The 25,636-nt window shown below is 73.7% G+C and carries 31 protein-coding genes, 1 pseudogene and 1 riboswitch; of the genes and pseudogenes, 14 read left to right on the top strand and 18 right to left on the bottom strand.

Features of this window, described 5'->3' with window-relative positions; all coding sequences use genetic code 11:
- Positions 1-30 precede the first annotated feature (30 nt).
- The 3 genes from ACZ6S5_RS13970 to ACZ6S5_RS13960 all read right to left on the bottom strand — a co-directional run bounded on the left by ACZ6S5_RS13970 (position 31) and on the right by ACZ6S5_RS13960 (position 2,449).
- Positions 31-1,410: a glycine--tRNA ligase gene (locus tag ACZ6S5_RS13970; protein ID WP_466000468.1), complete on the bottom strand. Its 1,380-nt coding sequence runs from the start codon at positions 1,408-1,410 to the stop codon at positions 31-33.
- Between the two features lie 115 nt (positions 1,411-1,525).
- Positions 1,526-2,083 carry an Rv0361 family membrane protein gene (locus tag ACZ6S5_RS13965; protein ID WP_466000467.1) on the bottom strand — a complete coding sequence of 186 codons (558 nt, stop codon included), beginning with the start codon at positions 2,081-2,083 and terminating at the stop codon, positions 1,526-1,528.
- A gap of 24 nt (positions 2,084-2,107) precedes the next feature.
- Positions 2,108-2,449 (bottom strand): antibiotic biosynthesis monooxygenase family protein, encoded by a 342-nt coding sequence (locus ACZ6S5_RS13960; RefSeq protein WP_466000466.1) that lies wholly within the window; start codon positions 2,447-2,449, stop codon positions 2,108-2,110.
- Between the two features lie 27 nt (positions 2,450-2,476).
- Between ACZ6S5_RS13960 and ACZ6S5_RS13955 the strand changes: the two genes are divergently transcribed.
- The 8 genes from ACZ6S5_RS13955 (at position 2,477) to ACZ6S5_RS13920 (ending at position 7,017) form a co-directional block, all read left to right on the top strand.
- On the top strand, positions 2,477-2,734 hold the full coding sequence (locus ACZ6S5_RS13955; protein WP_466000465.1) for a DUF6703 family protein: 258 nt from the start codon (positions 2,477-2,479) through the stop codon (positions 2,732-2,734).
- Positions 2,735-2,806: 72 nt separating this feature from the next.
- Positions 2,807-3,748: a metal ABC transporter substrate-binding protein gene (locus ACZ6S5_RS13950; protein WP_466000464.1), complete on the top strand. Its 942-nt coding sequence runs from the start codon at positions 2,807-2,809 to the stop codon at positions 3,746-3,748.
- Positions 3,745-4,506 (top strand): metal ABC transporter ATP-binding protein, encoded by a 762-nt coding sequence (locus ACZ6S5_RS13945; protein WP_466000463.1) that lies wholly within the window; start codon positions 3,745-3,747, stop codon positions 4,504-4,506. The genes ACZ6S5_RS13950 and ACZ6S5_RS13945 overlap by 4 nt, the downstream gene beginning before the upstream one ends.
- A gap of 1 nt (position 4,507) precedes the next feature.
- Positions 4,508-5,392 carry a metal ABC transporter permease gene (locus ACZ6S5_RS13940; protein ID WP_466000461.1) on the top strand — a complete coding sequence of 295 codons (885 nt, stop codon included), beginning with the start codon at positions 4,508-4,510 and terminating at the stop codon, positions 5,390-5,392.
- Positions 5,393-5,444: 52 nt separating this feature from the next.
- Complete coding sequence (locus tag ACZ6S5_RS13935) at positions 5,445-5,738, top strand: ArsR/SmtB family transcription factor (RefSeq protein WP_466000536.1); 294 nt, start codon at positions 5,445-5,447, stop codon at positions 5,736-5,738.
- A gap of 52 nt (positions 5,739-5,790) precedes the next feature.
- Positions 5,791-6,183 carry a Fur family transcriptional regulator gene (locus tag ACZ6S5_RS13930; protein WP_466000459.1) on the top strand — a complete coding sequence of 131 codons (393 nt, stop codon included), beginning with the start codon at positions 5,791-5,793 and terminating at the stop codon, positions 6,181-6,183.
- 48 nt (positions 6,184-6,231) lie between these two features.
- Complete coding sequence (locus tag ACZ6S5_RS13925) at positions 6,232-6,837, top strand: hypothetical protein (RefSeq protein WP_466000458.1); 606 nt, start codon at positions 6,232-6,234, stop codon at positions 6,835-6,837.
- Between the two features lie 9 nt (positions 6,838-6,846).
- Positions 6,847-7,017, top strand: a complete 171-nt coding sequence (locus tag ACZ6S5_RS13920) for a hypothetical protein (protein ID WP_466000456.1) — start codon at positions 6,847-6,849, stop codon at positions 7,015-7,017.
- Positions 7,018-7,168: 151 nt separating this feature from the next.
- On the opposite strand, the gene ACZ6S5_RS13915 is transcribed toward ACZ6S5_RS13920, so the two are convergent.
- From ACZ6S5_RS13915 to ACZ6S5_RS13895, 5 genes are all read right to left on the bottom strand, one after another.
- Complete coding sequence (locus ACZ6S5_RS13915) at positions 7,169-9,226, bottom strand: acyl-CoA dehydrogenase family protein (protein ID WP_466000454.1); 2,058 nt, start codon at positions 9,224-9,226, stop codon at positions 7,169-7,171.
- A gap of 122 nt (positions 9,227-9,348) precedes the next feature.
- The gene (locus ACZ6S5_RS13910) at positions 9,349-9,852 is read right to left on the bottom strand and encodes a DUF6328 family protein (protein ID WP_466000453.1); all 504 of its coding nucleotides are present in this window, start codon (positions 9,850-9,852) and stop codon (positions 9,349-9,351) included.
- Positions 9,853-10,000: 148 nt separating this feature from the next.
- Complete coding sequence (locus ACZ6S5_RS13905; protein WP_466000451.1) at positions 10,001-10,750, bottom strand: sugar isomerase domain-containing protein; 750 nt, start codon at positions 10,748-10,750, stop codon at positions 10,001-10,003.
- The gene (locus ACZ6S5_RS13900) at positions 10,747-11,559 is read right to left on the bottom strand and encodes an AAC(3) family N-acetyltransferase (RefSeq protein ID WP_466000450.1); all 813 of its coding nucleotides are present in this window, start codon (positions 11,557-11,559) and stop codon (positions 10,747-10,749) included. The genes ACZ6S5_RS13905 and ACZ6S5_RS13900 overlap by 4 nt, the downstream gene beginning before the upstream one ends.
- A complete protein-coding gene (locus tag ACZ6S5_RS13895) occupies positions 11,556-12,380 on the bottom strand; it encodes an alpha/beta fold hydrolase (RefSeq protein ID WP_466000449.1) in 825 nt (274 codons plus the stop codon). The genes ACZ6S5_RS13900 and ACZ6S5_RS13895 overlap by 4 nt, the downstream gene beginning before the upstream one ends.
- A 104-nt stretch (positions 12,381-12,484) precedes the next feature.
- Positions 12,485-12,591, top strand: a riboswitch (TPP riboswitch).
- A 74-nt stretch (positions 12,592-12,665) separates the two neighbouring features.
- Here ACZ6S5_RS13895 and ACZ6S5_RS13890 point away from each other — a divergent pair.
- From ACZ6S5_RS13890 to ACZ6S5_RS13880, 3 genes are all read left to right on the top strand, one after another.
- Positions 12,666-13,250: an ECF transporter S component gene (locus ACZ6S5_RS13890; protein ID WP_466000448.1), complete on the top strand. Its 585-nt coding sequence runs from the start codon at positions 12,666-12,668 to the stop codon at positions 13,248-13,250.
- Between the two features lie 96 nt (positions 13,251-13,346).
- Positions 13,347-14,762 (top strand): ABC transporter ATP-binding protein, encoded by a 1,416-nt coding sequence (locus ACZ6S5_RS13885; RefSeq protein ID WP_466000447.1) that lies wholly within the window; start codon positions 13,347-13,349, stop codon positions 14,760-14,762.
- Entirely contained in the window at positions 14,759-15,559 is an 801-nt protein-coding gene (locus ACZ6S5_RS13880) for an energy-coupling factor transporter transmembrane component T family protein (RefSeq protein WP_466000446.1), read from the top strand. Before ACZ6S5_RS13885 ends, ACZ6S5_RS13880 begins: the two co-directional genes overlap by 4 nt.
- A gap of 110 nt (positions 15,560-15,669) precedes the next feature.
- Here ACZ6S5_RS13880 and ACZ6S5_RS13875 read toward each other — a convergent pair whose 3' ends face one another.
- On the bottom strand, positions 15,670-15,915 hold the full coding sequence (locus ACZ6S5_RS13875; RefSeq protein ID WP_466000444.1) for a hypothetical protein: 246 nt from the start codon (positions 15,913-15,915) through the stop codon (positions 15,670-15,672).
- 245 nt (positions 15,916-16,160) lie between these two features.
- Here ACZ6S5_RS13875 and ACZ6S5_RS13870 point away from each other — a divergent pair, with 245 nt between their 5' ends.
- Together ACZ6S5_RS13870 and gndA are read left to right on the top strand one after the other, a co-directional pair.
- Positions 16,161-16,493 carry an MTH1187 family thiamine-binding protein gene (locus tag ACZ6S5_RS13870; protein WP_466000443.1) on the top strand — a complete coding sequence of 111 codons (333 nt, stop codon included), beginning with the start codon at positions 16,161-16,163 and terminating at the stop codon, positions 16,491-16,493.
- 96 nt (positions 16,494-16,589) lie between these two features.
- Positions 16,590-18,032, top strand: coding sequence for an NADP-dependent phosphogluconate dehydrogenase (gndA, locus tag ACZ6S5_RS13865; RefSeq protein ID WP_466000441.1), 1,443 nt, complete (start codon positions 16,590-16,592; stop codon positions 18,030-18,032).
- A 3-nt stretch (positions 18,033-18,035) separates the two neighbouring features.
- Here gndA and ACZ6S5_RS13860 read toward each other — a convergent pair whose 3' ends face one another.
- The 4 genes from ACZ6S5_RS13860 to recO form a co-directional block, all read right to left on the bottom strand.
- A complete protein-coding gene (locus tag ACZ6S5_RS13860; RefSeq protein WP_466000439.1) occupies positions 18,036-18,320 on the bottom strand; it encodes a thioredoxin reductase in 285 nt (94 codons plus the stop codon).
- A 140-nt stretch (positions 18,321-18,460) separates the two neighbouring features.
- Positions 18,461-18,646 carry a hypothetical protein gene (locus ACZ6S5_RS13855; protein ID WP_466000437.1) on the bottom strand — a complete coding sequence of 62 codons (186 nt, stop codon included), beginning with the start codon at positions 18,644-18,646 and terminating at the stop codon, positions 18,461-18,463.
- Positions 18,647-18,714: 68 nt separating this feature from the next.
- Positions 18,715-19,491 carry an isoprenyl transferase gene (locus tag ACZ6S5_RS13850; protein WP_466000435.1) on the bottom strand — a complete coding sequence of 259 codons (777 nt, stop codon included), beginning with the start codon at positions 19,489-19,491 and terminating at the stop codon, positions 18,715-18,717.
- A 53-nt stretch (positions 19,492-19,544) separates the two neighbouring features.
- Complete coding sequence (gene recO / locus ACZ6S5_RS13845; protein WP_466000433.1) at positions 19,545-20,393, bottom strand: DNA repair protein RecO; 849 nt, start codon at positions 20,391-20,393, stop codon at positions 19,545-19,547.
- A gap of 101 nt (positions 20,394-20,494) precedes the next feature.
- Between recO and ACZ6S5_RS13840 the strand changes: the two genes are divergently transcribed.
- Positions 20,495-21,274: a DUF4097 family beta strand repeat-containing protein gene (locus tag ACZ6S5_RS13840; RefSeq protein ID WP_466000431.1), complete on the top strand. Its 780-nt coding sequence runs from the start codon at positions 20,495-20,497 to the stop codon at positions 21,272-21,274.
- Positions 21,275-21,330: 56 nt separating this feature from the next.
- Here the strand turns inward: ACZ6S5_RS13840 and ACZ6S5_RS13835 are convergent.
- From ACZ6S5_RS13835 to ybeY, 5 genes and pseudogenes are all read right to left on the bottom strand, one after another.
- Positions 21,331-22,336 (bottom strand): annotated as a pseudogene (locus ACZ6S5_RS13835) (acyltransferase family protein); the annotation flags it as partial.
- Between the two features lie 152 nt (positions 22,337-22,488).
- Positions 22,489-23,388 carry a GTPase Era gene (gene era, locus ACZ6S5_RS13830; RefSeq protein WP_466000534.1) on the bottom strand — a complete coding sequence of 300 codons (900 nt, stop codon included), beginning with the start codon at positions 23,386-23,388 and terminating at the stop codon, positions 22,489-22,491.
- A 5-nt stretch (positions 23,389-23,393) separates the two neighbouring features.
- Entirely contained in the window at positions 23,394-23,780 is a 387-nt protein-coding gene (locus ACZ6S5_RS13825) for a cytidine deaminase (RefSeq protein WP_466000429.1), read from the bottom strand.
- On the bottom strand, positions 23,773-25,182 hold the full coding sequence (locus tag ACZ6S5_RS13820; RefSeq protein WP_466000533.1) for a hemolysin family protein: 1,410 nt from the start codon (positions 25,180-25,182) through the stop codon (positions 23,773-23,775). Before ACZ6S5_RS13820 ends, ACZ6S5_RS13825 begins: the two co-directional genes overlap by 8 nt.
- Positions 25,158-25,631 carry an rRNA maturation RNase YbeY gene (gene ybeY / locus ACZ6S5_RS13815; RefSeq protein ID WP_466000428.1) on the bottom strand — a complete coding sequence of 158 codons (474 nt, stop codon included), beginning with the start codon at positions 25,629-25,631 and terminating at the stop codon, positions 25,158-25,160. The genes ACZ6S5_RS13820 and ybeY overlap by 25 nt, the downstream gene beginning before the upstream one ends.
- Positions 25,632-25,636 lie beyond the last annotated feature (5 nt).

Below are 25,636 nucleotides of genomic sequence, written 5' to 3'. Positions count from 1 at the left end.
GACCTGCCCGGCCGGGGCCCCGTGACCAGCTCAGCAGCCGGGGAGTCGCTCGATGAGGTAGCGCTCGACCTGGTCCAGGGAGATCCGCTCCTGACCCATGGTGTCCCGGTTCCGCACGGTCACCGCGTTGTCGTCCAACGTGTCGAAGTCGACGGTGACGCAGAACGGCGTGCCGATCTCGTCCTGGCGGCGGTAGCGGCGGCCGATCGCCTGCGAGTCGTCGAACTCGACCACCCAGCGCTTGCGCAGGTCGGCGGCGAGCCCCTTGGCCTTGGGCGAGAGCGCCTCGTTGCGGGACAGCGGCAGCACCGCCACCTTGACCGGGGCCAGCCGCGGGTCGAACCGCATGACGGTCCGCTTGTCGACGCCACCCTTGGTGTTCGGCGCCTCGTCCTCGTCGTACGCCTCGAGCAGGAAGGCGAGCACCGCGCGGGTGAGGCCGGCGGCCGGCTCGATCACGTACGGCATCCAGCGCTCGCCCTTGGTCTGGTCGAAGTACGACAGGTCGACGCCGGAGTGCTTGCTGTGCGTGGACAGGTCGAAGTCGGTGCGGTTGGCGATGCCCTCCAGCTCGGCGAACTCGGTGCCGCCGAACTGGAACCGGTACTCGATGTCGACGGTGCGCTTCGAGTAGTGGGAGAGCTTCTCCTTGGGGTGCTCGTAGAAGCGCAGGTTGTCCGTGGAGAGACCCAGGTCGAGGTACCAGTTCCAGCGCTCCTGGAGCCAGTACTCGTGCCACTTCTCGTCGGTGCCCGGCTCGACGAAGAACTCCATCTCCATCTGCTCGAACTCGCGGGTCCGGAAGATGAAGTTGCCCGGGGTGATCTCGTTGCGGAACGACTTGCCCGTCTGCGCGATGCCGAACGGCGGCTTCTTGCGGGCGACGGTTTCCACGTTCTTGTAGTTGACGAAGATGCCCTGGGCGGTCTCCGGGCGCAGGTAGTGCAGGCCCTCCTCGCTCTCGACCGGGCCCAGGTAGGTCTTCATCAGGCCGTTGAACATCTTCGGCTCGGTGAAGGTGCCCTTGTTGCCGCAGTTCGGGCAGTTGATCTCCGACAGCGAGGTCGGCGGCCGGCCGTGCTTGGCCTCGTACGCCTCCTCGAGGTGGTCGGCGCGGAACCGCTTGTGGCAGGACTGGCACTCGGTCAGCGGGTCGACGAACTCGGCGATGTGGCCGCTGGCCTCCCAGACCTGGCGGGCCAGGATGACCGCGGAGTCCAGGCCGACGACGTCGTCGCGCTGCTGGACCATGGTCTTCCACCACTGCCGGCGGACGTTCTCCTTGAGCTCCACGCCGAGCGGACCGTAGTCCCACGCCGATCGGGTGCCCCCGTAGATCTCGCTGGAGGGGAAGACGAAGCCTCGGCGCTTGGCGAGGCTGACGACGGCGTCGATACGGTCGGCTGGCATGTTTCCTCCTACGCCGGCTGGCGGTCGGCGGGGGCGATGTGTGGATGGAACCGGACGGTTCGGGACAACGGTACGGCTAACGGCGTCCCGAGCCCAGCAGAATACCGGGGCCGGGTCAGCTCACCCCGCAGACCTCCATACCGCCCGTCTGCTGGTCCGGCGCCAGCGTCACCGTCTGGCTCTCCTGCTTGCCGCCGGCCAGGGTGACGTTCACCGGCACGGTCAGCGTCTGGGTGTCGACCTTGCCCACCCGGTAACCGGAGATCTGCGGCTCGGTGGCCACCCGCTGCTCGAACTCCGGCCGGGACTCGCGCCGCCGGGCGTCGTCGCAGAGCTGGTCGTACGCCTTGGACCAGTCCTTCTCGACGAGGGCCTGGTAGTAGTCGTCGGTGACCGCCCGGCCCTGTTCCTCGACGGCCTGGACGTTGCTCACCGCCAGCCCGACCACGGCCGCGCCGCCTCCGCCGCAGCAGAGCAGCACGGCCAGCGCACCGACGCCGAGCCCGAGCCAGAGCCGGTTCCGCCCGCCCTCGGTGGGCGGGGCGGCGAACGGCGGGGTGACCCCGGGGCCCGCGGGCGGCGCGGGAACGCCGGGCTCCGCCGGCGTCCCGGGTGCCGGCGGGCCGCCGGACGGTACGGGTGGTGGGGGTGGGACGGCCCCGGGAGCGGTCATACGCCAGAGGGTAGTGCCCCGGCCTCAGCGGTAAGGACCTGCGGCCCGATCACTGGCGACGATGACGATCTCGCCCTCCGGCGCGGCGCTGGCGAGCGTCTCGTAGGCGGACGGCTCGTCGACGGACTGGGCGAGCAGCGGCACGGCGGTCACCTTGACGTCGAACCCGCCCAGCGCCCGCCGGTACGCCCCGACCGACTCCCACTCGGTGAGCAGGCACCAGTGCGTGGGGTCGTCCAGCGCCCGCATCAGCTCACCCCGCAGGTAACCGGGGCGGGCGGCGAGGGCGGCCAGCGCCGCGTGCGCCCGTTCGGTGAATTCGGACGCCACCTCGGCGTCCACCACGAACCGGTTGGTGACCAGCACCGGCTTCCTCCTCGTAGAGTCTGTGGCATGCAGCCTACGCAGAGTCCCCTGCTGGCCCGGCTGGCCCGGCTCAACCCGACGACGGTGTTCCTGGCGGCCCTGGTCCTGGTGCTGGTGGCGCTCTTCGCGCCCGGTCCGGCGGGCGGCGTGCTGCTGCTCCTGCTGGCCGGGCTGCTGGTGTGGCTCATGACGGTCACCTGGGCGGTGCAGCGGCCGGCGACCCGGGTGCTGCGGCTGGTGATGCTCACCCTGTTGATCGCGCTCGCCCTCGCCAAGCTGCTGTGACCCGGCGCACCGCGCTGACATGCAATCATGCGTTTTTGACAATCAATTTCGTTATCGCGGACAGTTGACGACATGACCGTCCGCACCGCCCCGCGCGCCCTCGCCGCCGCCACCGCCGCCCTGCTCACCCTGGGCGGCGCCGCCGCCTGCTCGGGCGGCGGCGGCAGCGGGACCGACCCGACCCGGGTCGACGTGGTGGCGGCGTTCTATCCGCTCCAGTTCCTCGCCGAGCGGATCGGCGGCGACGCCGTCACGGTCGCCAACCTGGTCAAGCCCGGCGCGGAGCCGCACGACCTGGAGCTCAACCCGCGCCAGGTCGGCCAGGTCGCCGACGCGGAGCTGATCGTCTATCTCGCCGGGTTCCAGCCGGCGGTGGACGAGGCCGTCGCGCAGAACGGCGGCGACCGGGCCTTCGACGTCGCCGGTGTGCAGCCGCTGCGCGACGCCGCCGAGGGCGGGCACCAGCACGAGGGTGAGGCCGGCCACGCGGCGGAGAGCGGCGGCCGGGACCCACACCTCTGGCTCGACCCGACCCGGCTGGCCACCGCCGGCGACCGGCTCGCCGAGCGGCTCGGCCGGGCCGCCCCGGACCGGGCCGCCGACTTCACCGCCCGGGCGAAGGCGCTCCGCGCCGAACTGGAGGGGCTGGACGCCGACTACGCCCGGGGCCTGCGCACCTGCCAGCGGCGGGAGATCATGACCAGCCACGCCGCCTTCGGCTACCTCGCCGCCCGCTACCAGCTCGAACAGGTCGGCATCACCGGGCTCAGCCCGGAGGGGGAGCCCTCCCCGCAGCGCCTCGCCGAGGTGGCGAAGGAGGCGCGCGAGCACGGGGCCACCACCATCTTCTTCGAGACGCTGGTCAGCCCGAAGGTCGCCGAGACCGTGGCCCGCGAGGTCGGGGCCAGGACGGCCGTGCTCGACCCGATCGAGGGCCCGCCGGCCGAGGGTGACTACCTCGCCGCGATGCGGACCAACCTCCAGACCCTGCGCACCGCCTTGGACTGCTCATGACACCCGTGATCCAGGTCGCGCACGCCGCCGTCGGCTACGACGCCCGGCCCGTGCTGCGCGACGTCTCACTCACCGTCACCGCCGGCGAGGTGGTCGCCGTGCTCGGCGCCAACGGCTCCGGCAAATCCACCCTGATCCGCGCCGTGCTGGGCCTGGTCCCGCTGGGCGCCGGGTCGGTCACCCTCTTCGGCACCCCGCAGCGCCGCTTCCGGCAGTGGCACCGGATCGGGTACGTCCCGCAGCGGCTCGGCGCGGGCAGCGGCGTACCGGCCACGGTGGGCGAGGTGGTGGCGTCGGGGCGGCTGGCCCGCCGGGGCGTGCTGCGGCCGCCGGGCCGGGCCGACCGCGAGGCGGTCGCCGCGTCGCTGCGCACGGTCGGCCTCGCCGACCGGGCCGGAGACCCCGTCGCCACCCTCTCCGGCGGGCAGCAGCAGCGCACCCTGATCGCCCGGGCCCTGGCCGGCCAGCCGGAGCTGCTGGTGCTGGACGAGCCGACCGCCGGGGTGGACGCGGCCAGCCAGGAGGCGTTCGCCGGGGCGCTGCGCGGCTTCCTCGGCGGCGGCGGCACGGTGCTGCTGGTCGCCCACGAGCTCGGCCCCCTGCGCCCGCTGATCAGCCGGGCGGTCGTCGTCCACCAGGGCGGCATCTGCCACGACGGCCCGGTGCCCGAGCCGGCCGGCCACCACGCCGACCCGGACCACGAACACGTGCACCCGCACTGCGACGAGGAGCCCGCCGGGCTGTGGAGGAGCATCTGACATGGACCTCTTCCAGTACGACTTCATGCTCCGCGCGCTGGTCGGCGCGCTGGTCATCGGGCTGGCCGCCCCGGCGCTCGGCATCTATCTGGTGCAGCGGCGGCTGGCGCTGATCGGCGACGGCATCGGGCACGTGGCGCTCACCGGCGTCGGCGCCGGGCTGCTGCTCAACCGCTCCCCCGTGCTGGTGGCGGTGCTCGCCGCCACGCTCGGCGCGATCGTCATCGAGCTGGTCCGCTCGCGCGGGCGTACCTCCGGCGACCTGGCCCTGGCGCTGCTCTTCTACGGCGGCATCGCCGGCGGCGTGATGCTGGTCGGGCTCTCCGACGCCAGCAGCGCGTCGCTCAACTCGTACCTCTTCGGGTCGCTGACCACGACGTCGGCGGCCGACCTGACCACCATCCTGGTGCTCGGCGTGGCGATCCTGGTGACCATGCTGGTGCTGCGGCCGGCGCTCTTCGCGGTCTGCCACGACGAGGAGTACGCGCGGGTCTCCGGCCTGCCGGTGCGGGCGCTCAACCTGCTGCTCGCGGTGACCACCGCGGTGACCGTGACCATCGCCATGCGGGCCGTCGGGGTGCTGCTGATCAGCGCGCTGATGGTGGTGCCGGTGGCGACCGCGCAGCAGGTGACCCGGGGTTTCCGGGGCACCATGGCGGCGGCGATGGCGCTGGGACTCTTCGCCGCCGGGGCGGGCGTCGTGGTGGCGGCCACCGCCGACACCGCGCCCGGCGCCTCGGTGGTGCTGCTGGCCATCGCCTCGTTCCTGGTGGTCGCGCTGGCCGCCGCCGGACGGCGGGCGCTGCGCCGGTGGTCCCGGCCGGTCGCCACGCCCGTCGCCGAGTCGGTCGTCGAGCCGCCGGAGCACGAGGTCGTGCTCCGGTGAACCACCCCCGGCCGACCCAGTCGGTATTGGTTACCGTTACGGGGTGACCGCCATGAACGGGTATGACGCCTTCGAGGGCGCGGGTGACCTGCTGCGCGCGCTGTCGGCGCCGATCCGGCTGGCGATCGTGAGCGAGCTGGCCGCGGGTGAGCGCTGCGTGCACGAGCTGGTGGAGAAGCTCGGCGCCCCGCAGCCACTGGTCTCCCAGCACCTGCGGGTGCTGCGCGGGGCGGGTGTGGTGCGCGGCTCCCGGCGGGGGCGCGAGATCGCGTACGCCCTGGTCGACGAGCACGTCGCGCACATCGTCGCGGACGCGGTCAGCCACGCCGGGGAGGGATCGTCGTGAACGAGCGCAGCGCCGGACCGCCGGCCGGCGCCGGCCGCGGAGAGGTGGCGGCATGACCGAGGGGGCGCTGCGGAACACCCGGCAGCGGACCGCGGTGAGCGCGCTGCTGGGCGAGGTGGAGGGCTTCCACAGCGCCCAGGACCTGTACGCGATGCTGCGCCAGCGCGGCGAGCGGGTCGGCCTGACCACCGTCTACCGCACTCTGCAGGGCCTCGCCGACGCCGGCGAGATCGACGTGATGCGGCCACCCGGCGGTGAGCACCTCTACCGGCGGTGCAGCGAGGGCCATCACCACCACCTGGTCTGCCGGGCCTGCGGGCGGACGGTCGAGGTGGCCGGGCCGGCGGTGGAGAGCTGGGCGGAGCGGGTCGCCGCCGAGCACGGGTACGCCGAGGTCAGCCACACCCTGGAGATCTTCGGCACCTGTCCGGCCTGCGCCCGCTGAGAAAATCTCGCCGTGCCACCGGGGCCGGACCGTGGCACGCTGTCCGGCGTGAAGATCTACGCTGATCGCTTCCCGACCGCCCTCCGTCAGCTCCTCACCGACCTGCTCGTGGTCGTCTGGGTGTACGCGTCGATCCGCTTCGCGCTCTGGCTGTACGACCTGGTCGAGAAGCTCGCCGTACCCGGACGGAAGCTGGAGGGGGCCGGCAGTGGCCTCGCCGACAACCTGGCCGAGGCGGGCGGCAAGGTCGGCCGGGTGCCGCTGGTCGGCGACGAGCTGACCGCCCCGTTCACCAAGGCCGCCGACGCCGCCCGGGCGGTCGCCGAGGCCGGACGCGACCAGCAGGAGCTGGTCGGCCAGCTGGCCCTCGCGCTGAGCGTCGCGGTGCTGGTCTTCCCGCTCGGCCTGGTGCTGTTCGGCTGGCTGCCGCTGCGGCTGCGCTGGATGCGCCGGGCCGGCTCGGCTCAGGCCCTCGCCGCCGCCCCCGCCGGCCGGGACCTGCTGGCGCTGCGCGCGCTCGCCGGCCAGCCGCTGGGCAAGCTGACCCGGATCGCCCCCGACGTGGCCGAGGCGTGGCGGCGCGGCGACGACGCGACGGTCGACGCGCTCGCCGCGCTGGAGCTGCGCAGGCTCGGCCTGAAGGACAGCCGTTAAGGTACAGCGGTGCTGTACTTCCTGATCGCCGTCGCCGTGCTGCTGCTGATCTACGCGGGCGTCCTGGTGCGCTTCGTGCGCAAGGGCCGCAAGATCCCCCCGGCGGCGTACCTGGTGCTGGCGGCGCTGAACGGCCTGATCCTGGCCGGCGTGATCGCCTGGGCGATCGCCCGCGCCTGACGCATCCCCGCGCCGGGCGCCGGCTGGCGGCGCGGGATGCGGCAGGTCGCGGTCTCCGATCGGTCGGACACCGCGACATGCCGCGACACGCGCGGACCCTCGGGCCGGCTGGCCCGCGTGGCCGCCGGGGATCCGGCGGCGGGGCGCGGCGTCAGCCGGCCGGCGGGATGCGGCGGCGGACGTCCTCGGCCGTGGACGGGCCCGGCTGCCAGCGGGCCACCCAGGGCAGGTCCGCGGGCGGGGTGCTGATCCCCTCCTCCAGAGCGGCGTACCGGCCGGCGAGGATCCGCTTCGCGGCGGCCACGTCGAGCGAGTCGGTGTTGGACCACAGGCCGGTGAACAGCTCGTCGATCCGGAGCCGGGCCTGCCGGCAGAACAGGTCGGCCAGCTCCACGTTCTCCGGGTGCTCGGCCCGCTCGGCGGCCGCCCGGACGCAGACCGCCGACATCGCGAACAGCTCCGCGCCGATGTCCACCACCCGGCCGAGGAAGGCCTGCTTGCGCTCCATCTTTCCCTGCCAGCGGGACATCGCGTAGAAGGTGGAGCGGGCCAGCTTGCGGGAGGTCCGCTCGACGTGCCGCAGGTGCCCGGCCAGCGGGCCGAACTCGTGATACGCCCCGGGTGCCTGGCCCCGGCCGACCGCGAGGGTGGGCAGCCACTTCGCGTAGAAGACGCCGGCCCGGGCGCCCGCCTTCGCCTTGCGGCCCAGCCCGGCGTCCGGGTCGATGATGTCGCCGGCCACCGAGAGGTGCGCGTCGACCGCCTCCCGGGCGATCAGCAGGTGCATGATCTCGGTGGAACCCTCGAAGATCCGGTTGATCCGCAGGTCGCGCAGGATCTGCTCGGCCACGGCCGGCCGCTCGCCCCGGGCGGCCAGTGACTCGCCCGTCTCGTAACCCCGGCCGCCGCGGATCTGGATCAGCTCGTCGGCGATCTTCCAGGCCATCTCGCTGGCGTAGAGCTTCACCAGCGCGGCCTCGATCCGGATGTCGTTGCGGTCATCGTCGGCGAGCAGGCAGCTGAGGTCGAGCATGCTCTCCATGCCGTACGTGGTGGCGGCGATGAAGGCCAACTTCTTGGCGACCGCCTCGTGCTCGCCCACCGGCCGTCCCCACTGGACCCGGTCGGCGGCCCACTCCCGGGCCACGTTCAGCGACCACTTGCCGGCCCCGACGCACATCGCCGGCAGCGACAGCCGCCCGGTGTTCAGCGTGGTCAGCGCGATCTTCAAGCCCTTGCCCTCGCCGCCGATGATGTTCTCCTTCGGCACGAAGACGTCGTGGAACCGGGTGAGGCTGTTCTCCAGGCCGCGCAGGCCGACGAAGGCGTTGCGCCGCTCGATGGTGATGCCCTCGCTGTCGCCTTCCACCACGAAGGCGGTGATGCCGCCGCGCCGCCCGTCGCCGGCCGGCACCCGGGCCATCACCACGAGCAGGGTGGCGACCGTGCCGTTGGTGGCCCAGAGCTTCACCCCGTTGAGCCGGTAGCCGGTGCCGTCCTCGGTGGGCTCGGCGGTGGTGGCCAGCCGGGCCGGGTCGGAGCCGACGTCGGGCTCGGTGAGCAGGAACGCGGAGACCTCCCCGGCGGCCAGCCGGGGCAGGAAGCGCTGCTTCTGTTCCGCGGTGCCGAACATCTTCAGCGGCTGCGGCACGCCGATCGACTGGTGCGCGGAGAGCAGCGCGCCGATCGCGGGGTTGACCGAGCCGGCCCGCATCAACGCCCGGCAGTAGTGCAGGTTGCTCAGCCCGAGGCCGCCGTACCCGCGGTCGATCTTCATGCCGAAGGCGCCCAGCCGGGCCAGCCCGCGGAAGACCTCGTCGGGGATGCGGGCGTCCCGCTCGATGGCCGCACCGTTCACCTCGGCGTCCAGGTACGCCCCGAACGCGTCGAGGAACTCCTCGGCCCGGGCGACATCCTCCGGATCCGACCGCGGCCAGGGGTTGATCAGGTCCAGCCGGAACCGGCCGAGGAAGAGTTCCTTGCCGAAGCTGGGCCGGTCCCAGGCGGCCTCCCGGGCCGCCTCGGCGACCTGCCGGGCCTCCTTCTCGGACACCTGGCCGGCCTCGGTGGGCAGCAGGCCCGCCCCGCCCGCCGCATCGACGGCCGCGGCGGTGCCGGCCGGCGGATCGGTGTCGTCGATCGGGGCCACCCGACCGGTGGGGCCGCCGGCGTTCGCGGGATCGGGTCGGCTGTTCTGTGTCGTGGTCACGGCTGCCTCCTGGGGACCTCGGTCCGGCTGCGTCGACGTGCTCGACGGAAACGACGCTACCCCCGGTTGTTACCCAGGGGTAGCGTCGCGTGCACGTCCGATTTGGCGCGGACCGGGGCGGCTCAGTCGCCGTGCAGCACCTGCGGGTCGTCGTCCTCGTCGTCGATGTCGTCCTCACCCCAGTTGCGCCGGGCGAACGGCAGGATCGCCCAGAACGCCAGGAACCAGACCGCGGTGATCCCGCTGAGCAGGAAGGCGATCGGCCGGCTCAGCACGAAGTCGGTGATCAGCAGGACCGCGCTCACCATCGAGATCAGCATGAACGCGAGGCCGCTGCTGGCCATCCGGTGGGCGAACCGGACCAGCTCGGGCTTGCGGCCCTGCCGGAACAGCGCCCGGTGGAAGGCGACCGGCGAGATGATCATCGCGGTGGCCGCGGCGGCGGCCAGCAACGCGACGATGTAGACGTCCCTTTGGAACTCCGTGGTACGGGTGAAACCGGTGCTGAACGGCAGGGTGAGCAGGAAGGCGAAGAGGATCTGCACGCCGGTCTGCGCCACCCGCAGCTCCTGGAGCAGGTCTGCGAAGTTGCGCTGCCAGCGCTGCTTCTCGGATTCCTTGGACACGCACTACCTCCGGAGAAGACGGTACTGCCGGCGGAGAGCACCCCGTCGGCAGCAACGCCAGTGCCCGGCCCGGCCGGTCGCGAAACCGGTCACTGTGCTGCCTTCGTTCGCGACTGCGGGGCTCGCAAACCCGGCTCACTCCTCGCGCTCACGCCCCCCGGCGGATCCGGCCGGCGTACCGGGCCTCCAGCTCGGCGTTGTGCTCGTCGCCGCCGGTGACGTTGGCGGACAGGTAGACCGGGGGCCGCTCCCCCGCCGCCAGCAGCCGGGCCACCACCTCCGCCACGATCTGCTGGGCCAGCAGCGCGGCGGTGATCGAGGAGACCGCGCCGACCGCGCCGCCGCCGGGCAGCGGCAGGGTGGCGTCGCCGTACGGGGCACCGTTGTCGAGCACCACGTCGGCGAAGTCGGCCAGCTTGCGCCCGGACGGGTGGCGCGAGGTCATCCGGGCGGAGTGTTCGGCCGAGGTGATCGCGACCAGGGCGTGCCCGCGCTCCTTGACGATGGACGCGAACTCCACCATCGCGCCGTTCACCCCGGAGTTGGAGGCGAGCACGAAGACGTCCTGCGGCCGCACCGGGGCCAGCTCGAAGAGGCGGTGCGCCACCGCCGGCTCGCGTTCCAGCTTCGGGCCGAGCACGTCGGCCGGCTCGCCGCCGTAGAGGACCAGGTCGCGCAGGGCGATCCGGTTCGTCGGCACCAGCCCGCCGGCCCGGCCGGCGATCTCCATGGCCAGGGCCTCCGAGTGCCCGGTGCCGAACGCGTGCACGACGCCGTCGGCGCGCAGCGACTCGGCGATCAGGTCCGCCGCCCGGCCCACGTTGTCGCGTTGGGCGGCGGCCACCCGGCCGATCGCCTCGGTCACCACCGCCAGGTACGCCTCGGCGCTCACCGTCATTTTTCCTCCGTCCGTCGGTTGCGGGCCAGCCAGTCCACCGCGAAGTCGACCGCCGCCCGCTGCCTCATCAACCGGCCCGTGCCGTCCCCGACCGGCCCGAGCCGCACCGCACCGGTCTCCTCCAGGTCGGCGCCGAGCCGGGCGAATCCGTCGTCGTCCACCCGGACGTCGTCCCACCACACCCAGTCCCGCCCGCCGTCGGCGGTCAGCACCGCCGCGCCGCAGCGCTGCCGGGGCGGCGCGGGTTGCCGGTACTCGGCCAGGTGCAGCGAGGTGTTGCAGCCGTGGTCGACGCCGAGCAGCAGCACGTCGGCATCGAGGTCGTAGAGGCGGGCCAGCGGAGAGCTCTCGCCGAGCATGTCGGCGAGGGCGTGCCCGGCGACGATCCGCGTCGCGACCGGCCCGAGCGCGGCGAAGGAGACGTGCGGGTGGTCGCTGCGCCGCGCTCCCGGCCAGGTGCGGACCAGCTCCGCGAACGCCCCCATGAACCGGCTCGGGGTGACCGCCGGGTCGAAGCCGGGCAGCTCCGCCCGGATGACCGGCCACCAGTCCGCCGGCACGGGCGGGTTGGTCCAGCCCGCCGGGTCGCTGTTCTCCGGGGTGTGGGTGGGCACGACCACGGTGCCCGCCGGCCCGAGCACGTCGCGCAGGGCGAGCAGCACCGCCTCCGGGCCGCCGGCGAGGAACCCGAGGCCGCGCAGGCCCGCGTGCACCAGCACGGTCCCGCCGGGGCCTACGCCGAGGGCGCGGAGCTGGGTGGCGAGCGACGCACGGGTGTGCGGCCGGGCCAGCGCGGTGGCCGCGGTCATCGGCCGGCGCGGGCGAGGACCGCCTCGGCCAGCGGCGCGGGCGCCTCGTCGGGGATCCAGTGGGTGACGCCGGTGAGCGTGACGAAGCGGTAGTCGCCGGTCACGTGCCGGGCGCACGCCTCGGCCGCGGTCCGGCCGATCGCGATGTCCTTGTCGCTCCAGACGAACGTGGTCGGCACCGCCACCGGCCCGACCGCCTTCATGTCCGCCCCGGTCATGGCGCGGTACCAGTTCAGGGCGGCGGTCAACGCGCCCGGCTCGCGCATCGGGTCGGCGTAGCGGGCCACCCGGCGTGGGTCGCCGACCCCGCCGAGCATCCGGCGCAGGGTCGCCGCGCGGAACGCCAGCAGCACCTTCTCCGCCTTGCCGGGCTGGCGGAACAGCGCGATGTAGGAGGAGCGGGCCTTCTGCTGCGGGTCGGTGGCCAACGCGTGCCCCATCGCCGCCGGGTGCGGCACCGACACCGCGGTCAGGGTGCGCACCCGCTCGGGGTGCGCCGCCGCGAGGCCCCACGCCACGATCGCGCCCCAGTCGTGGCCGACCAGGTGCGCGGTGGTCACCCCGAGCGCGTCGAGCAGCGCGGCCGCGTCGGCCACCAGCTCCGGGATCCGGTAGGCCTCGACCGCCGGCGGCCGGGCGCCCGGCGAGTAGCCGCGCTGGTCGGGCGCGTAGGTGCGCAGGCCGGCGGCGTGCAGCGCGGGCACCACCCCGTCGAACTCGCCGCCGTGCTGCGGGAAGCCGTGCAGCAGCAGGACGGGTTCGCCGTCCTCGGGGCCGCCGGTGCGTACCTCGAACGTCAGACCTCGCGCGTCGACCCGCATGATCGGCAGCCTACCCAGCCGGGGCGGCGGGCAGTGTGGCCCGGCGGCGCGGGTGCAGGGTGACCACGCCCGCCACCTGGTGCTAGCGTCTGCCGAGACAACTTCACATCCGACAGGGGAGCGCACAGCGCTGAGAGTGCGGGCCGGTGCCCGCAGACCCTCGAACCTGATCTGGGTAATGCCAGCGCAGGGAGTTCGGTCGACCTCCAGCCGCGCCGCCGTCCGGTGACACCGGGCGCGGCGTGCGTCTTCTCCTGGTTCCTCTTCTGGACTGGGAGCTCACCAATGGACAACAGCAACCGCTGGCGCACCATCGACATCGTGGTCGCCTCGGTGATCGCGGTCGCCTTCGGCGTCATCTTCTGGGCCTGGGGCCTCCTCTGGGGCGCCACCGACGCCGCGTTCGCCTTCTTCCCGCCGGCGCAGACCCTCATCTACGGCGTCTGGCTGGTGCCGGCCGTCCTGGGCGGCCTGGTCGTCCGCAAGCCCGGCGCCTCGCTCTACTGCGAGCTGGTGGCGGCGATCATCTCGGCCCTGCTGGGCAGCCAGTGGGGTGGCATCGTGATCGTGCAGGGGCTGATGCAGGGCGTCGGCGCCGAGCTGGCGTTCGCCGCGTTCCGCTACCGCTCGTACCGGCTGCCGACGGCCCTGCTGGCCGGCGCGCTGACCGGCCTGAGCGCGGCGATCTTCGACTTCGTCTACTGGAACAAGACCTACGACCTGGCCAGCTACCGCATCCCGTACGCGCTGCTGACCATCGTGAGCGCCACCGTCATCGCCGGCCTCGGCAGCTGGTTCCTGACCCGCGCCCTGGCCAACACCGGCGTCCTGGACCGCTTCCCCGCCGGCCGCGAACGCGCCACGGTCTGACGGCCACCCCATCGTGTCGATCATGAAGTTGGCGGCGATGTGGATCTCCGGAACTGCCGCCAACTTCATGATCACCGGAGGGAAGGGGGTGTGGTGGTGAGCGCGGTGCAGCTGCGGGGGTTCGGGTGGCGGCATGCGGGCCGCAAGGCGTGGGCGGTGCTGGGGGTGGACCTGCGCATCGACCGGGGCGAGCGGGTGTTGCTGCTGGGGCCCTCCGGGGCCGGCAAGAGCACGCTGCTGGCGGCGCTCGCCGGGTTGCTGCCGGAGGACTCCGGCGAGCAGGAGGGCGTCGTCGAGATCGACGGGCTCGACCCGCGCAAGGCCCGGGAACGGGTCGGCATCGTCTTCCAGGACCCGGAGACCCAGCTGGTGATGGCCCGCGCCGGTGACGACGTCGCGTTCGGGCTGGAGAACCGGGGCGTACCGGCCGAGGAGATCTGGCCCCGGGTGGACGAGGCGCTGCGCCGGGTCGGCTTTCCGTACCACCGGAACCGGCCCACCGCCGCGCTCTCCGGCGGCGAGCAGCAGCGCCTCGCCCTGGCCGGGGCGCTCGCCCTGCGCCCGGGGCTGCTGCTGCTCGACGAGCCGACCGCCAACCTCGACCCGGCCGGCGCCACCCTGATCCGGCGGGCCGTCGCCGACGCCCTCGACGCCGACACCACGCTGATCCTGGTCGAGCACCGGGTGGCCGAGGCGTTGCCGCTGGTCGACCGGGTGGTGGTGCTGGAGTCCGGCGGCGGGGTGCGGGCCGACGGACCACCCGAGGCGGTCTTCGCCGCGCACGGCGAGGCGCTCGCCGCGGCCGGGGTCTGGGTGCCCGGCCACACCGTGCCGTCCCGGTACGCCACCGCGCCGCCCGGCGAGGTGTTGCTCACCGCCGACCGGCTCGGCCTGCCACCCCGGCTGGCCCCCACCGACCTTCAGGTACGCGCCGGCGAGGCGCTGGCCGTGCTCGGCCCGAACGGCGCCGGCAAGTCCACCCTGGCGCTGCTCCTCGGCGGCCTGCTCCGCCCGGGCGCCGGTACGGCCACCGCCACGGCCGCCCTGGCCGGCCGGGACGCCCGTACTCCCCCGCACCGCTGGCGGGCGCCCGCCCTAGCCCGGCGGATCGGCTCGGTCTTCCAGGATCCGGAACACCAGTTCGTCACCGGCACGGTCCGCGACGAGCTGGCGCTCGGGCCGCGCCGCACCGGGCAGGACGAGGCGGCGGTCCGGGCCACCGTGGACGGGCTGCTGGACCGGCTCGGGCTGGCCCGGCTGGCCGGGGCCAACCCGTACACCCTCTCCGGCGGCGAGGCGCGGCGGCTGAGCGTGGCGACCGCCCTGGCCACCGCGCCCCGCCTGCTCATCTGCGACGAGCCCACCTTCGGCCAGGACCGACGGACCTGGCGGGAGCTGGTCGACCTCTTCGCCGAGCTGCGCGACGCCGGCCACGGCGTCGTCGCGGTCACCCACGACCCGGACTTCGTCGCGGCGCTGGCGGACCGCACCCTCACCCTGGAGCGGGCATGATCAATGTCGAGCCGGTCGCCGTCCCGGGCGCGCCGCTGGCCCGGCGCAACCCGGTCGCGAAGCTGGCCGCCGCGCTGGTCTTCTCGTTCATCCTGATCGCCACCCTGGACCCGGTGGCCCCGGCGATCGCCATCGCGGTCGAGCTGGCGGTGCTGCCGCTGTTCGGCGTCCGCTACCGCGTGCTGTCCCGGCGGGCCTGGCCGCTGCTGGCCGGCGCCGGCGGCATCCTGGTCACCCTGGTGCTCTTCGCCGCCGACCGGTCCGGCCCGGTGCTGGTCGAGGCCGGCCCGGTGCTGATCACCCAAGGGGTGCTGGTCACCGCCCTGGGGCTGGTGCTGCGCATGCTCGCGGTGGCGCTGCCCGGAATCATCGTCTTCGCCACCACCGACGCCACCGACCTGGCCGACGCGCTGATCCAGAACGCGAAGGCGCCGGCCCGGTTCGCCATCGGCGCGCTGGCCGCGTTCCGGCTGGTGCCGCTGCTCGAACAGGAGTGGCGGATGATCAGCATGGCCCGGCGGGCCCGGGGCGTGGACGCCGGCCGCAACCCGGTGGCCCGGCTGCGGCTCTTCGTATCGACGGCGTTCGCCCTGCTGGTCGGGGCGATCCGGCGGGGCACCCGACTCGCGGTCGCGATGGACGCCCGCGGGTTCGACGCCGGCACCCCGCGTACGGTCGCCCGCCGTCAGCGCTTCACCCGGGCGGACGGGCTGCTGATCCTCGGCGCGACGGTGCTGGCCGGCACGGCGCTGACGGTCAGCGTGGTGCTGGGCACCTTCCGCCCGCTGATCGGCTGACCCCGCGACCACCCGCCGTCGGTTGATCCACCCCGGGTTGCGGCACCGCGGGTCTTCCCGACGACGGGACACCACGGACGGCCGCAACCCGGGGGTCGATCAAGGACCGGTCAGCTGCGCCGAAACGCGTAGAACTTGGTCTGGCCGGCGCGCTTGCTGCGCCCGGCGAGGCGGGCGTCGCGCCCGGCCGGCGGGCCGGCCTTCGGCGGCGCGGGTGGCGTGGCGCCGACCGGCGTCGGCAGCGCCACCGAGCCGGCGACCGGCGCCACGGTGAGGGTGTCGAGATCCGTCGGGGTCACGTCCGTCAGGGACGGCGACGGCTTGCGGGACTTCTTCGGACTGCGCTTGGCGGGCATACGCGAACCTCCTGAGTGTCGGGCGCGCCGTTGCCGGCGCGGGCGAGCGGGCGAGCTCCGGTGGGTCCGACCACGACAGACACCGCGACCGACGGCGGCGGGGAGGATGCGGACGCCCGGAGCGGGACAGGTCCACGGCGTACGGCGGTGGACCGGGCTCGGCGGAAGGGCGTCAGTTACGCATGCCAGCAGCCTAAGCCGCCGCCCGCCCGCCCCGCACCCGATTTACTGGCACGATCGACGGCATGCTGATCGCGTTCTCGATCACCCCGCTCGGCGTGGGTGAGTCCGTGGGCGACCTGGTCGCCGACGCCGTCCGGGTGGTCCGCGAATCCGGCCTGCCCAACCGGACCGACGCCATGTTCACCACCGTCGAGGGCGAGTGGGACGAGGTGATGGCGGTGGTGAAGCGCGCCGTGGACACCGTGGCGGCGCAGGCGCCCCGGGTCAACCTGGTGCTCAAGGCCGACCTCCGCCCCGGGGTCACCGACGCGATGACCGCCAAGGTCGCCCACGTCGAGGCCCGGCTGGCCGAGGACACGGGCCCGACCGCGACCATGCCGCCCGTCCAGGAGTAACGCCACGCACACCGGCCGTCGACGTCCCCACCCGGGCCTGCGGAGACCGCGATACGGTCGCAGGACGGGCAGCGGAGACGAGAGGTGGCGGTACGCATGGCACAGCAGGCGACGGCGCAGATCGGGGTCACCGGTCTGGCGGTGATGGGCCGCAACCTGGCCCGGAACCTGGCCCGCAACGGGTTCACCGTGGCGGTGCACAACCGCTCGCCGGAGCGCACCCGCAGCCTCGTCGCCGAGCACGGCGACGAGGGCACCTTCGTGCCGTCGGAGTCCATGGCCGACTTCGTCGCCTCGCTGGAGCGCCCGCGAGCGGTGATCGTGATGGTGAAAGCCGGCGGCCCCACCGACGCGGTGATCGACGAGCTGATCCCCCTGCTCGAAGAGGGGGACATCGTGGTCGACTGCGGCAACGCGCACTTCGCCGACACCCGCCGCCGGGAGGAGGCGTTGCGCGGCCACGGGCTGCACTTCGTCGGCACCGGCGTCTCCGGCGGCGAGGAGGGCGCGCTGCGCGGCCCGAGCATCATGCCGGGCGGCTCGGCGGAGTCCTACCGGAAGCTCGGCCCGATCTTCGAGAAGATCGCGGCCCAGGTGGAGGGCGTCCCGTGCTGCCGGCACATCGGCCCGGACGGCGCCGGCCACTTCGTGAAGATGGTCCACAACGGCATCGAGTACGCCGACATGCAGCTCATCGCCGAGGCGTACGACCTGCTGCGGGCGGGCCTGTCGGCGAGCCCCGGGGAGATCGCGGAGATCTTCCGGGAGTGGAACGGCGGCGAGCTGGAGTCCTTCCTCATCGAGATCACCGCCGACGTGCTCGGGCACACCGACGCGGCGACCGGCCGGCCCTTCGTCGACATCGTGCTCGACCAGGCCGAGCAGAAGGGCACCGGTCGCTGGACCGTGCAGAGCGCCCTGGACCTGGGCATCCCGATCACCGGCATCGCCGAGGCCACCTTCGCCCGGTCGCTGTCCGGGCACGCCGACCAGCGCGCCGCCGCCCGCCGCGCCTTCCCCGACGCGGGCGAGAAGTGGCAGGTCGACGACCGGGACACCTTCGTCGAGGACGTCCGACGCGCGCTGCTGGCCAGCAAGATCGTCGCGTACGCGCAGGGCTTCGACCACATCCGCGCCGGCAGCCGGGAGTACGACTGGGACATCGATCTGGGTGGCACCGCCACCATCTGGCGGGGCGGCTGCATCATCCGCGCCCGTTTCCTGGACCGGATCCGGGAGGCGTACGACGCCGGGCCGGAGCTGGCCACGCTGCTGGTGGCGCCGTGGTTCGCCGACCGGGTCAACGCCGGGGTGCCGGGCTGGCGGCGGGTGGTGGCCGACGCGGCCCGGGCGGGCGTGCCGACCCCGGCCTTCTCGTCCTCTCTGGCCTACTTCGACGCGCTCCGCGCCGAGCGGCTGCCGGCCGCGCTGATCCAGGGGCTGCGAGACGACTTCGGGGCGCACACCTATCGCCGGGTGGACCGGGACGGCTCGTTCCACACGCTCTGGGCGGCCGACCGCTCCGAAGTGGAGGCGTGAGACTCACCAGGCCCGCTGGGTCTCTCCGGGCGACAACTCCGGCTCGGCGCGTCTACCGCCGCGCCGCGACCCGGAGCTGTCGGGCGGGGTGGGCGCCCAACCGGCGGCGGGTTCGCCGGTGGCCAGCTCGGCGATCTCGCCCGAGCGGAGGGCCGGGGTGTGCCCCAGGTCCGCGCAGTACCGCTCGGCCACCCCGGCGCACAGGTCGGCGATCCGCTCCCGCTGCGCCGGATCGGCCAGGTCGGCCCCGGCCAGGGCGGCCGTCATCTCGTACCGGAGATCGCGCATCCTCCACCCCCGTGGCGGGCGCCTCCGGGCGGCGCGCCCTTGCGCCGATCGTACGCGTGGGCGCCCCGCTCCCGGCCGGAAAGCCGGATGCGGGGCGCCCACGGAGACGGTCCGCCGCGACGCCGCGGCGGCCGTCGACGTCAGAAGAACCGGCGGCGCTTGGCCTTCTGCGGCCGGAGCATGTCGGCGCCCTTGGCGAGCAGTCGACTCACCCCGGTCGGGCCCCGCCGGGCCTCCATCGAGTGGCTGAGCCGGCGTGCGCCGGCCGCCGCCAGCGGCACGGCGACCGCCATGACCGCCCACTGCGCGATCCGCTTCTGAATCATGTGGTTCACCTCCGCGTTCGGCTGCTGTCCGTACTGGTACCCAGCGCGCCGTGTCGGTAAGCGTGACCTCAGGCTCCCGGAGCCACCGGGTTGGGCAGCGCGCCACCGAAGCGACGGTCCCGCTGGGCGTAGAGCTCGCAGGCGTACCAGAGGTGGCGGCGGTCGAAGTCCGGCCAGAGGGTGTCGAGGAAGACCAGCTCGGCGTACGCGCTCTGCCAGAGCAGGAAGTTGGAGGTGCGCTGCTCGCCGGAGGGGCGCAGGAAGAGGTCCACCTCGGGGATCTCCGGGTGGTAGAGGTACTTCGCGATGGTCTTCTCGGTGACCTTGCCCGGGTCGAGCCTGCCGGCGGCCACGTCGCGGGCGATCGCCGCGGCGGCGTCGGCGATCTCCGCCTGGCCGCCGTAGTTGACGCAGAACTGCAGGGTCAGTGTCGAGTTGCCCCGGGACATCTCCTCGGCGGTCTGCAGCTCGGAGATCACGCTCTTCCACAGCCGGCCGGCCCGGCCGGACCAGACCACGCGGACGCCGAGGTCGACGAGCTGGTCCCGGCGGCGGCGGATGACGTCCCGGTTGAAGCCCATCAGGAAGCGGACCTCGTCCGGCGAGCGCCGCCAGTTCTCGGTGGAGAAGGCGTACGCCGACAGGTAGGGGATGCCCAGCTCGATGGCGCCCTCGATGGTGTCGAAGAGGCTGTGCTCGCCCTGCTCGTGACCCTTGGTGCGGGGCAGGCCGCGCTCCTTGGCCCAGCGGCCGTTGCCGTCCATCACCACGGCGATGTGCTTCGGCAGCGCCTCTCTCGGCAGGGCCGGCGGCCGGGCACCCGACGGGTGCGGAGTCGGTGGCACCGGCGCACGCCGGACGGCCCTCGTCGATCGGATCACTGAAGTCTTCTCCCTGTTCACACCAGCGGCGGCGGGCCCGGCGTCGGCGGGACCACACCCGGCCCCGCGCCGCCGGGCGGCGGGGCCGCGCCGGACGCCGGGCCACCCCGGTCGACCAGCGGCAGCGAGCGTAGCGCGCGCTCCAGGTGCCACTGGAGGTGCGCCGCGACCAGGCCGCTGCACTCCCGGCGTACGCCGGTCTCGGTGGCGTCGGCGTACGCCCAGTCGCCGGTGGTCAGCGCGGACATCAGGTCGATGGTGGCCGGGGCGGGATGGGCGGCGCCGGGCGGCCGGCAGTCCGGGCAGACCGCGCCCCCGGCCGGCACGGAGAACGCCCGGTGTTTCCCCGGGGTGCCGCAGACCGCGCAGGCGGTCAGCGCCGGCGCCCAGCCGGCGAAGGCCATCCCGCGCAGCAGGTACGCGTCGAGCACCAGGGTGGTGGCGTGGTCGCCACGGGCCAGCGAGCGCAACGCGCCGAGGGTGAGCTGGAACAGCCGCATGGACGGCTCCCGCTCGACCGGGGTGAGCCGCTCCGCGGTCTCGGCGATCGCGCTGGCCGCCGTGTAGCGGGGGTAGTCGCCGAGGAACCGCTTGCCGTAGAGGTCGATCCCCTCGACCTGGCTGATGGTGTGCAGCGAGCTGCCCAGGTTGCCCTTGGGGTCGCCGGCGAGCTGGAGGTCGACGTGCCCGAACGGCTCCAGCCGGGCGCCGAACCGGCTGGAGGTGCGGCGGACGCCCCGGGCCACCGCGCGCAGCCGGCCGTGCCGGCGGGTGAGCAGGGTGATGATCCGATCGGACTCGCCCAGCTTCTGCACGCGCAGCACCACCGCGTCGTCGCGGTAGAGCTGTCGGCGGTACCCGGCCATCCGATCATTCTCCCTCGGGGTGCGATCTCAGGGTCGGTTCGGGGTGGATCGGCGGTCGGACCCGGATGTGCGGCCGCAGGGACCGGCCGTAGCGTCTCGGCATGGCTCTGCACCGGACCGCCGTCGCCGCCGCCGCGGCCACCACCCTGATCCTCCTCGCCGGGTGTGACACCCTCTCGTTCCGCCGGCTCGACTACGACGACACCGAGTCCGTGAAGATCACCCGGATCACCGTGGCGGCCGGCGGCGCCGGCGACGTGACGGTCGACGCCACCGGCCCGGCCGGTCAGGTACGGGTCAGGCGGGTGATCCGCTACCAGGGCGGGCAGCCGGACACCCGGTACGAGGTCAACGGCGACGAGTTGGTGCTGAAGACCGACTGCGGCCCCCGGTGCACCGTCTCCTACGAGGTGACCGCCCCGGCGGGCGTGGCGGTACGCGGCGAGACCAGCTCCGGGAACGTCACGCTCAGCCAGGTCGGCCCGGTGGAGTTCACGCTGCGCTCCGGCGACATCAGCGTGACCGGGGCGCGCGCCGACGTCCGCGCCGAGACCACCTCGGGCAACATCGAGGTGGTCGACGCGGCCGGCGCGGTCCGGCTGCGCGCCTCCTCGGGCAACATCGACGGGCGTCGGCTCGCCGCCGGGGTGGACGCCGAGGCCACCTCGGGCAACGTCACCGTCGAGCTGGACCGGCCGACCTCCGTCCTGTTGCGTGCGACCAGCGGCGACGTCGAGCTGACCGTGCCCGACGGCCGGTACCGGGTGCGGGCGCACGCCGACTCCGGCGACACCGAGCTGGCTGTCCCCGACGACCCGACCGCGTCCCTGGTGCTGGACGTCGCCGCCACCAGCGGCAACGTGACGGTCAACCGCCGCTGACGCCGCGCCGGCGGGGGCGGGGCTGGCCGGGGCGGCCGCGGCCCGGTCGGCGACGGTCCGCCGGGGACGGCCGGGGAGCAGTTCCGGCGTACGCCGGGCCGCCACGTCCTCCACCCAGCCGACCAGCAGGGCGACCACCCCGACCAGCGCGAACACCAGCACCACCCGGACGGCGAGGCCGAGCGGGTCGCGCGGTGTCCAGCCGACCAGGCCGACCAGTGGGGTGAGCGCCACCACGAACGGCATGTGCCACAGGTAGGCGGTCAGCGCGCGCCGGTTCAGCCCGGTGACCGCCCGGCCCACCAGCGGGTGACGGTCCACCCAGGGCGCCTCCGCCGGGGCCCGGCCGATGGCGATCAGGATGAACGCCGCCGACCAGAGCGCGTTGCCGAGGTGGATGTCGTTCAGGTCGTAGCCGCGCGGGCCGGGGTGGGTGAAGATCCAGGCCAGGCCGGCGACGCCGAGGCCGAGCGCGGTGGGGACGAGGACCCGGTCGCGCAGCCGGCGGAGCATTCCGTCGTGGTGGGCGAAGCCGAGCAGCCAGGCGCCGAAGTACAGGCCGAACTCGCGCAGCACGGTCGGGGCGTCCGGGAAGATGCCGAACTCGATCGCGGCGAGCAGCACGTACGGGGCGAGCAGGGTGGGCAGCGGCGCGCGGCGGAACAGCCCCAGGACCAGCGGCGAGGCCAGCACGAACCACAGGTAGTCCCGCAGGTACCAGATCGGGCTCAGGGCCAGCCCGCCCCAGTGGTTGGCCGGCGGGTCGCTGACCGGGAAGAGCCAGAGCAGCACCTTCGGGGTGAGCGACAGCCCGGTGAGCAGCATGGCCGGTACGAAGACCGCGGCCAGCACCCAGAGCGACGGCAGCAGGCGACGCAGCCGGCGCGCCACCGCGGGCACCCCGCTCCGGTCCAGCGACGCGGCCATCAGCGAGCCTGCGAGCGCGAACATCACCGACATCGCGGGGAACACCAGGGTGAGCGCGGCGTGACCGGTGACGTGATAGACGACGACTCGGACGATGGCCAGGAAGCGGAGCAGGTCCAGGTATCGGTTTCGCATCAGCCTGCATCTATGTCCGGGGGCGGGGGCGGCGTTTCCCTACCCTCCGGTTCGACCCGGAGAAACGATCAACGGGCCCGGGTCGGAAGTGACACTTCCCATAAGACCGATCGCCGGCCCGGAGAACCGGGCCGGCGATCGGACGTACCGCCTCAGAAACCGAGCTTGCGCAGCTGCTTCGGGTCGCGCTGCCAGTCCTTGGCGACCCGGACGTGCAGGTCGAGATAGATGCGGGTGCCGAGCAGTTCCTCGATCTGCCGGCGCGCGGTGGTGCCGACCTGCTTGAGCCGACTGCCCCGGTGACCGATCACGATCGCCTTCTGGCTGGGCCGCTCGACGTACACGTCGGCGTAGATCTTGGTGAGGTTGCCCTCCGGGATCATCTCCTCCACCACCACGGCGATGGAGTGCGGCAGCTCGTCCCGGACCCCCTCCAGGGCCGCCTCCCGGATCAGCTCGGCGACGAGCACCTGCTCCGGGTCGTCGGTGAGCATGTCATCCGGGTAGAGCTGCGGCGACTCGGGCAGGTATTTGGTCATCACGTCGACCAGGGTGTCCACCTGGTGCCCGGAGACCGCGCTCACCGGCACCACGTCGGCGAAGTCGGCCAGCTCGCTCACCGCGAGCAACTGCTCGGCCAGCCGCTTCCGGTCCACCAGGTCGGTCTTGGTGACCACGGCCAGCACCGTCGCCTTGAGACTGGCCAGCTCGCCGGTGATGAACCGGTCGCCCCGGCCGATCGGCTCGTTCGCCGGGATGCAGAGGCCGATCACATCGACCTCGCTCCAGGTCTCCCGGACCAGGTCGTTGAGGCGCTCGCCGAGCAGCGTCCGGGGCCGGTGCAGCCCCGGGGTGTCGACCAGGACGAGCTGCGAGTCCGGCCGGTGCAGCACCGCGCGGATGACGTGCCGGGTGGTCTGCGGCTTGCTCGAGGTGATCGCGATCTTGGTGCCGACGATCGCGTTGGTCAGCGTCGACTTGCCGGCGTTCGGCCGCCCGACGAAGCAGGCGAACCCGGCGCGGTACGGACGCGGCTGGTCCGGGTCCACCACCCCGGTCACTCGACCACCGTGCCGAGGACGGCGCCGTCCGGCGCGGCCACGTGGATCGGCGCGTCGGCGGCGAGGTCCCGGACGGCCGCGTGTCCCGCGCCGTCCAGCGTCGAGGCCTCGGTCACCACCACCGCCGCCTCCAACCGGCTCGCCCCGGCGGCCACCGCCGAGGCGACCGCGAGCTGCAGCGCGGTCAGGGTCAGCGAGGGCAGCGCCACGCTGGCCGCCGCGTACGTCCGGCCGTCCTGGTCGCGGACGGCCGCGCCCTCCACGGCGCCGACCCGGCCCCGCGCGCCGCGGGCCAGGACGACCAGCTTGGCGTCCTCGGCGCTCAGCTCGGCCGGGTCGGAGGGGGTGGGCCGGGCGGCCGGCACGGCGGAAGACTCAGGCATCGGCAGGCTGCCTCTCCTCGGAACGGTGGTTGCCGCGGGCCTCGGCGTGCTCGCCGCGCCCCGCGCTGTCGGATGTGTCGCTCGACGCGGCCCGGCTCACCAGCACGGTGTCGATCCGGTTGCGCCGACCGGTGGTGCCCTCGGCGATCAGCCGGAGCCCGGCCACCTCGGCCGCGGCGCCGGGGATCGGCACCCGGCCGAGCGACTGGGCGAGCAGACCGCCGACCGTCTCCACCTCGTCGGTGGGAAGCTCGGTGTCGAACAGCTCGCCCAGAGTCTCCACCGGCAGTCGGGCGGCCACCCGTACCGACCCGTCCGCCAGGTGCTCGACCGGCGGGCGTTCGACATCGTACTCGTCGGTGATCTCGCCGACGATCTCCTCCAGGATGTCCTCGATGGTGACCAGGCCGCCGGTGCCGCCGTACTCGTCGACGACGATGACCAGGTGGTTGCGGGCCGCCTGCATCTCGGAGAGCAGGTCGTCGACCGGCTTGGACTCCGGCACGAAGGTCGCCGGCCGCATCAGCTCGGACACCGGCAGCTGCGCGGTACGCGGATCGCCGCCCTGGGTACGCCGGATCAGGTCCTTGAGGTAGAGCACCCCGAGCACGTCGTCCACGCTCTCGCCGATCACCGGGATGCGGGAGAACCCGGAGCGCAGGAAGAGCACCAGCGCCTGGGCCAGCGTCTTGCGCTCCTCTATCCACACCATTTCGGTGCGCGGCACCATCACCTCGCGGGCGATGGTGTCGCCGAGCGCGAAGACCGAGTGGATCATCTGCCGTTCGCCGTGCTCCACCACACCGCGCTGCTCGGCCAGGTCGACCAGCTCGCGCAGCTCCACCTGGCTGGCGAACGGGCCCTCCCGGAAGCCCTTGCCCGGGGTGACCGCGTTGCCGATCAGGATCAGCAGCGAGGCGAGCGGGTTGAGCGCCCGCCCCAGCCAGCGCACCAGCGGGGCGACCGCGCGGCCGACCGCGTACGCGTGCTGGCGGCCGATGGTGCGCGGCGCGACGCCGACCACCACGAAGCTGACCACGGTCATCGCCCCGGCGGTGACCAGGGCGGCCCGCCAGCCGGCGCCGAAGCTGTCCACCGCCACCAGCGCGACCAGCGTGGTGGCGGTCAGCTCGGCCAGCAGCCGGAGCAGGAGCAGCAGGTTGAGGTGGCGCACCACGTCACCGGCGACCGCCTGGAGGGTACGCGCGCCGCGTGCCCCGTCCCGGGCGAGTTCGGCGGCCCGGGCCGGGGAGACGGCGGCCAGCGCCGCCTCGGTCATCGCGATCAGGCCGGCCAGCACCACCAGCCCCGCCGCGAAGACGATGAGCTGGAAATCGGGCAGGCCGGCGGGGGCGCCGCCGGCCGCCAGGGTGGCCATCACTTCGACCGGGTCGCCCGCCAGCTGTCCAGCAGCCGGGCCTGGAGACCGAACATCTCCCGCTCCTCCTCGGGCTCGGCGTGGTCGTAGCCGAGCAGGTGCAGCACGCCGTGCACGGTGAGCAGGTGCAGCTCGTCGGCGGACGAGTGCCCGGCGGTGGCCGCCTGCTTGGCCGCCACCTCTGGGCAGAGCACGATGTCGCCGAGCAGGGCCGGCTCACCGCCGGTCGGGCCGCTCTCCCCCGGGCCGTGGTCGACGCTGCCCTCGTCCATGGGGAAGGCGAGCACGTCGGTCGGGCCGTCGCCACCCATCCAGCGGTGGTTCAGCTCGGACATGTACTCGATGTCGACCAGCAGGACGGAGAGCTCGGCGAGGGGGTTGACCCCCATCTCGTCGAGGGCGTGCCGGGCGACGGCGAGCACGGCGTCGGTGTCGACCTCGACACCGGACTCGTTGGCGATCTCGATGGACAACTGTC

The sequence above is a fragment of the Micromonospora sp. NPDC051924 genome (assembly GCF_055586005.1).
This window is presented reverse-complemented; position numbering and strand designations above follow the sequence as displayed.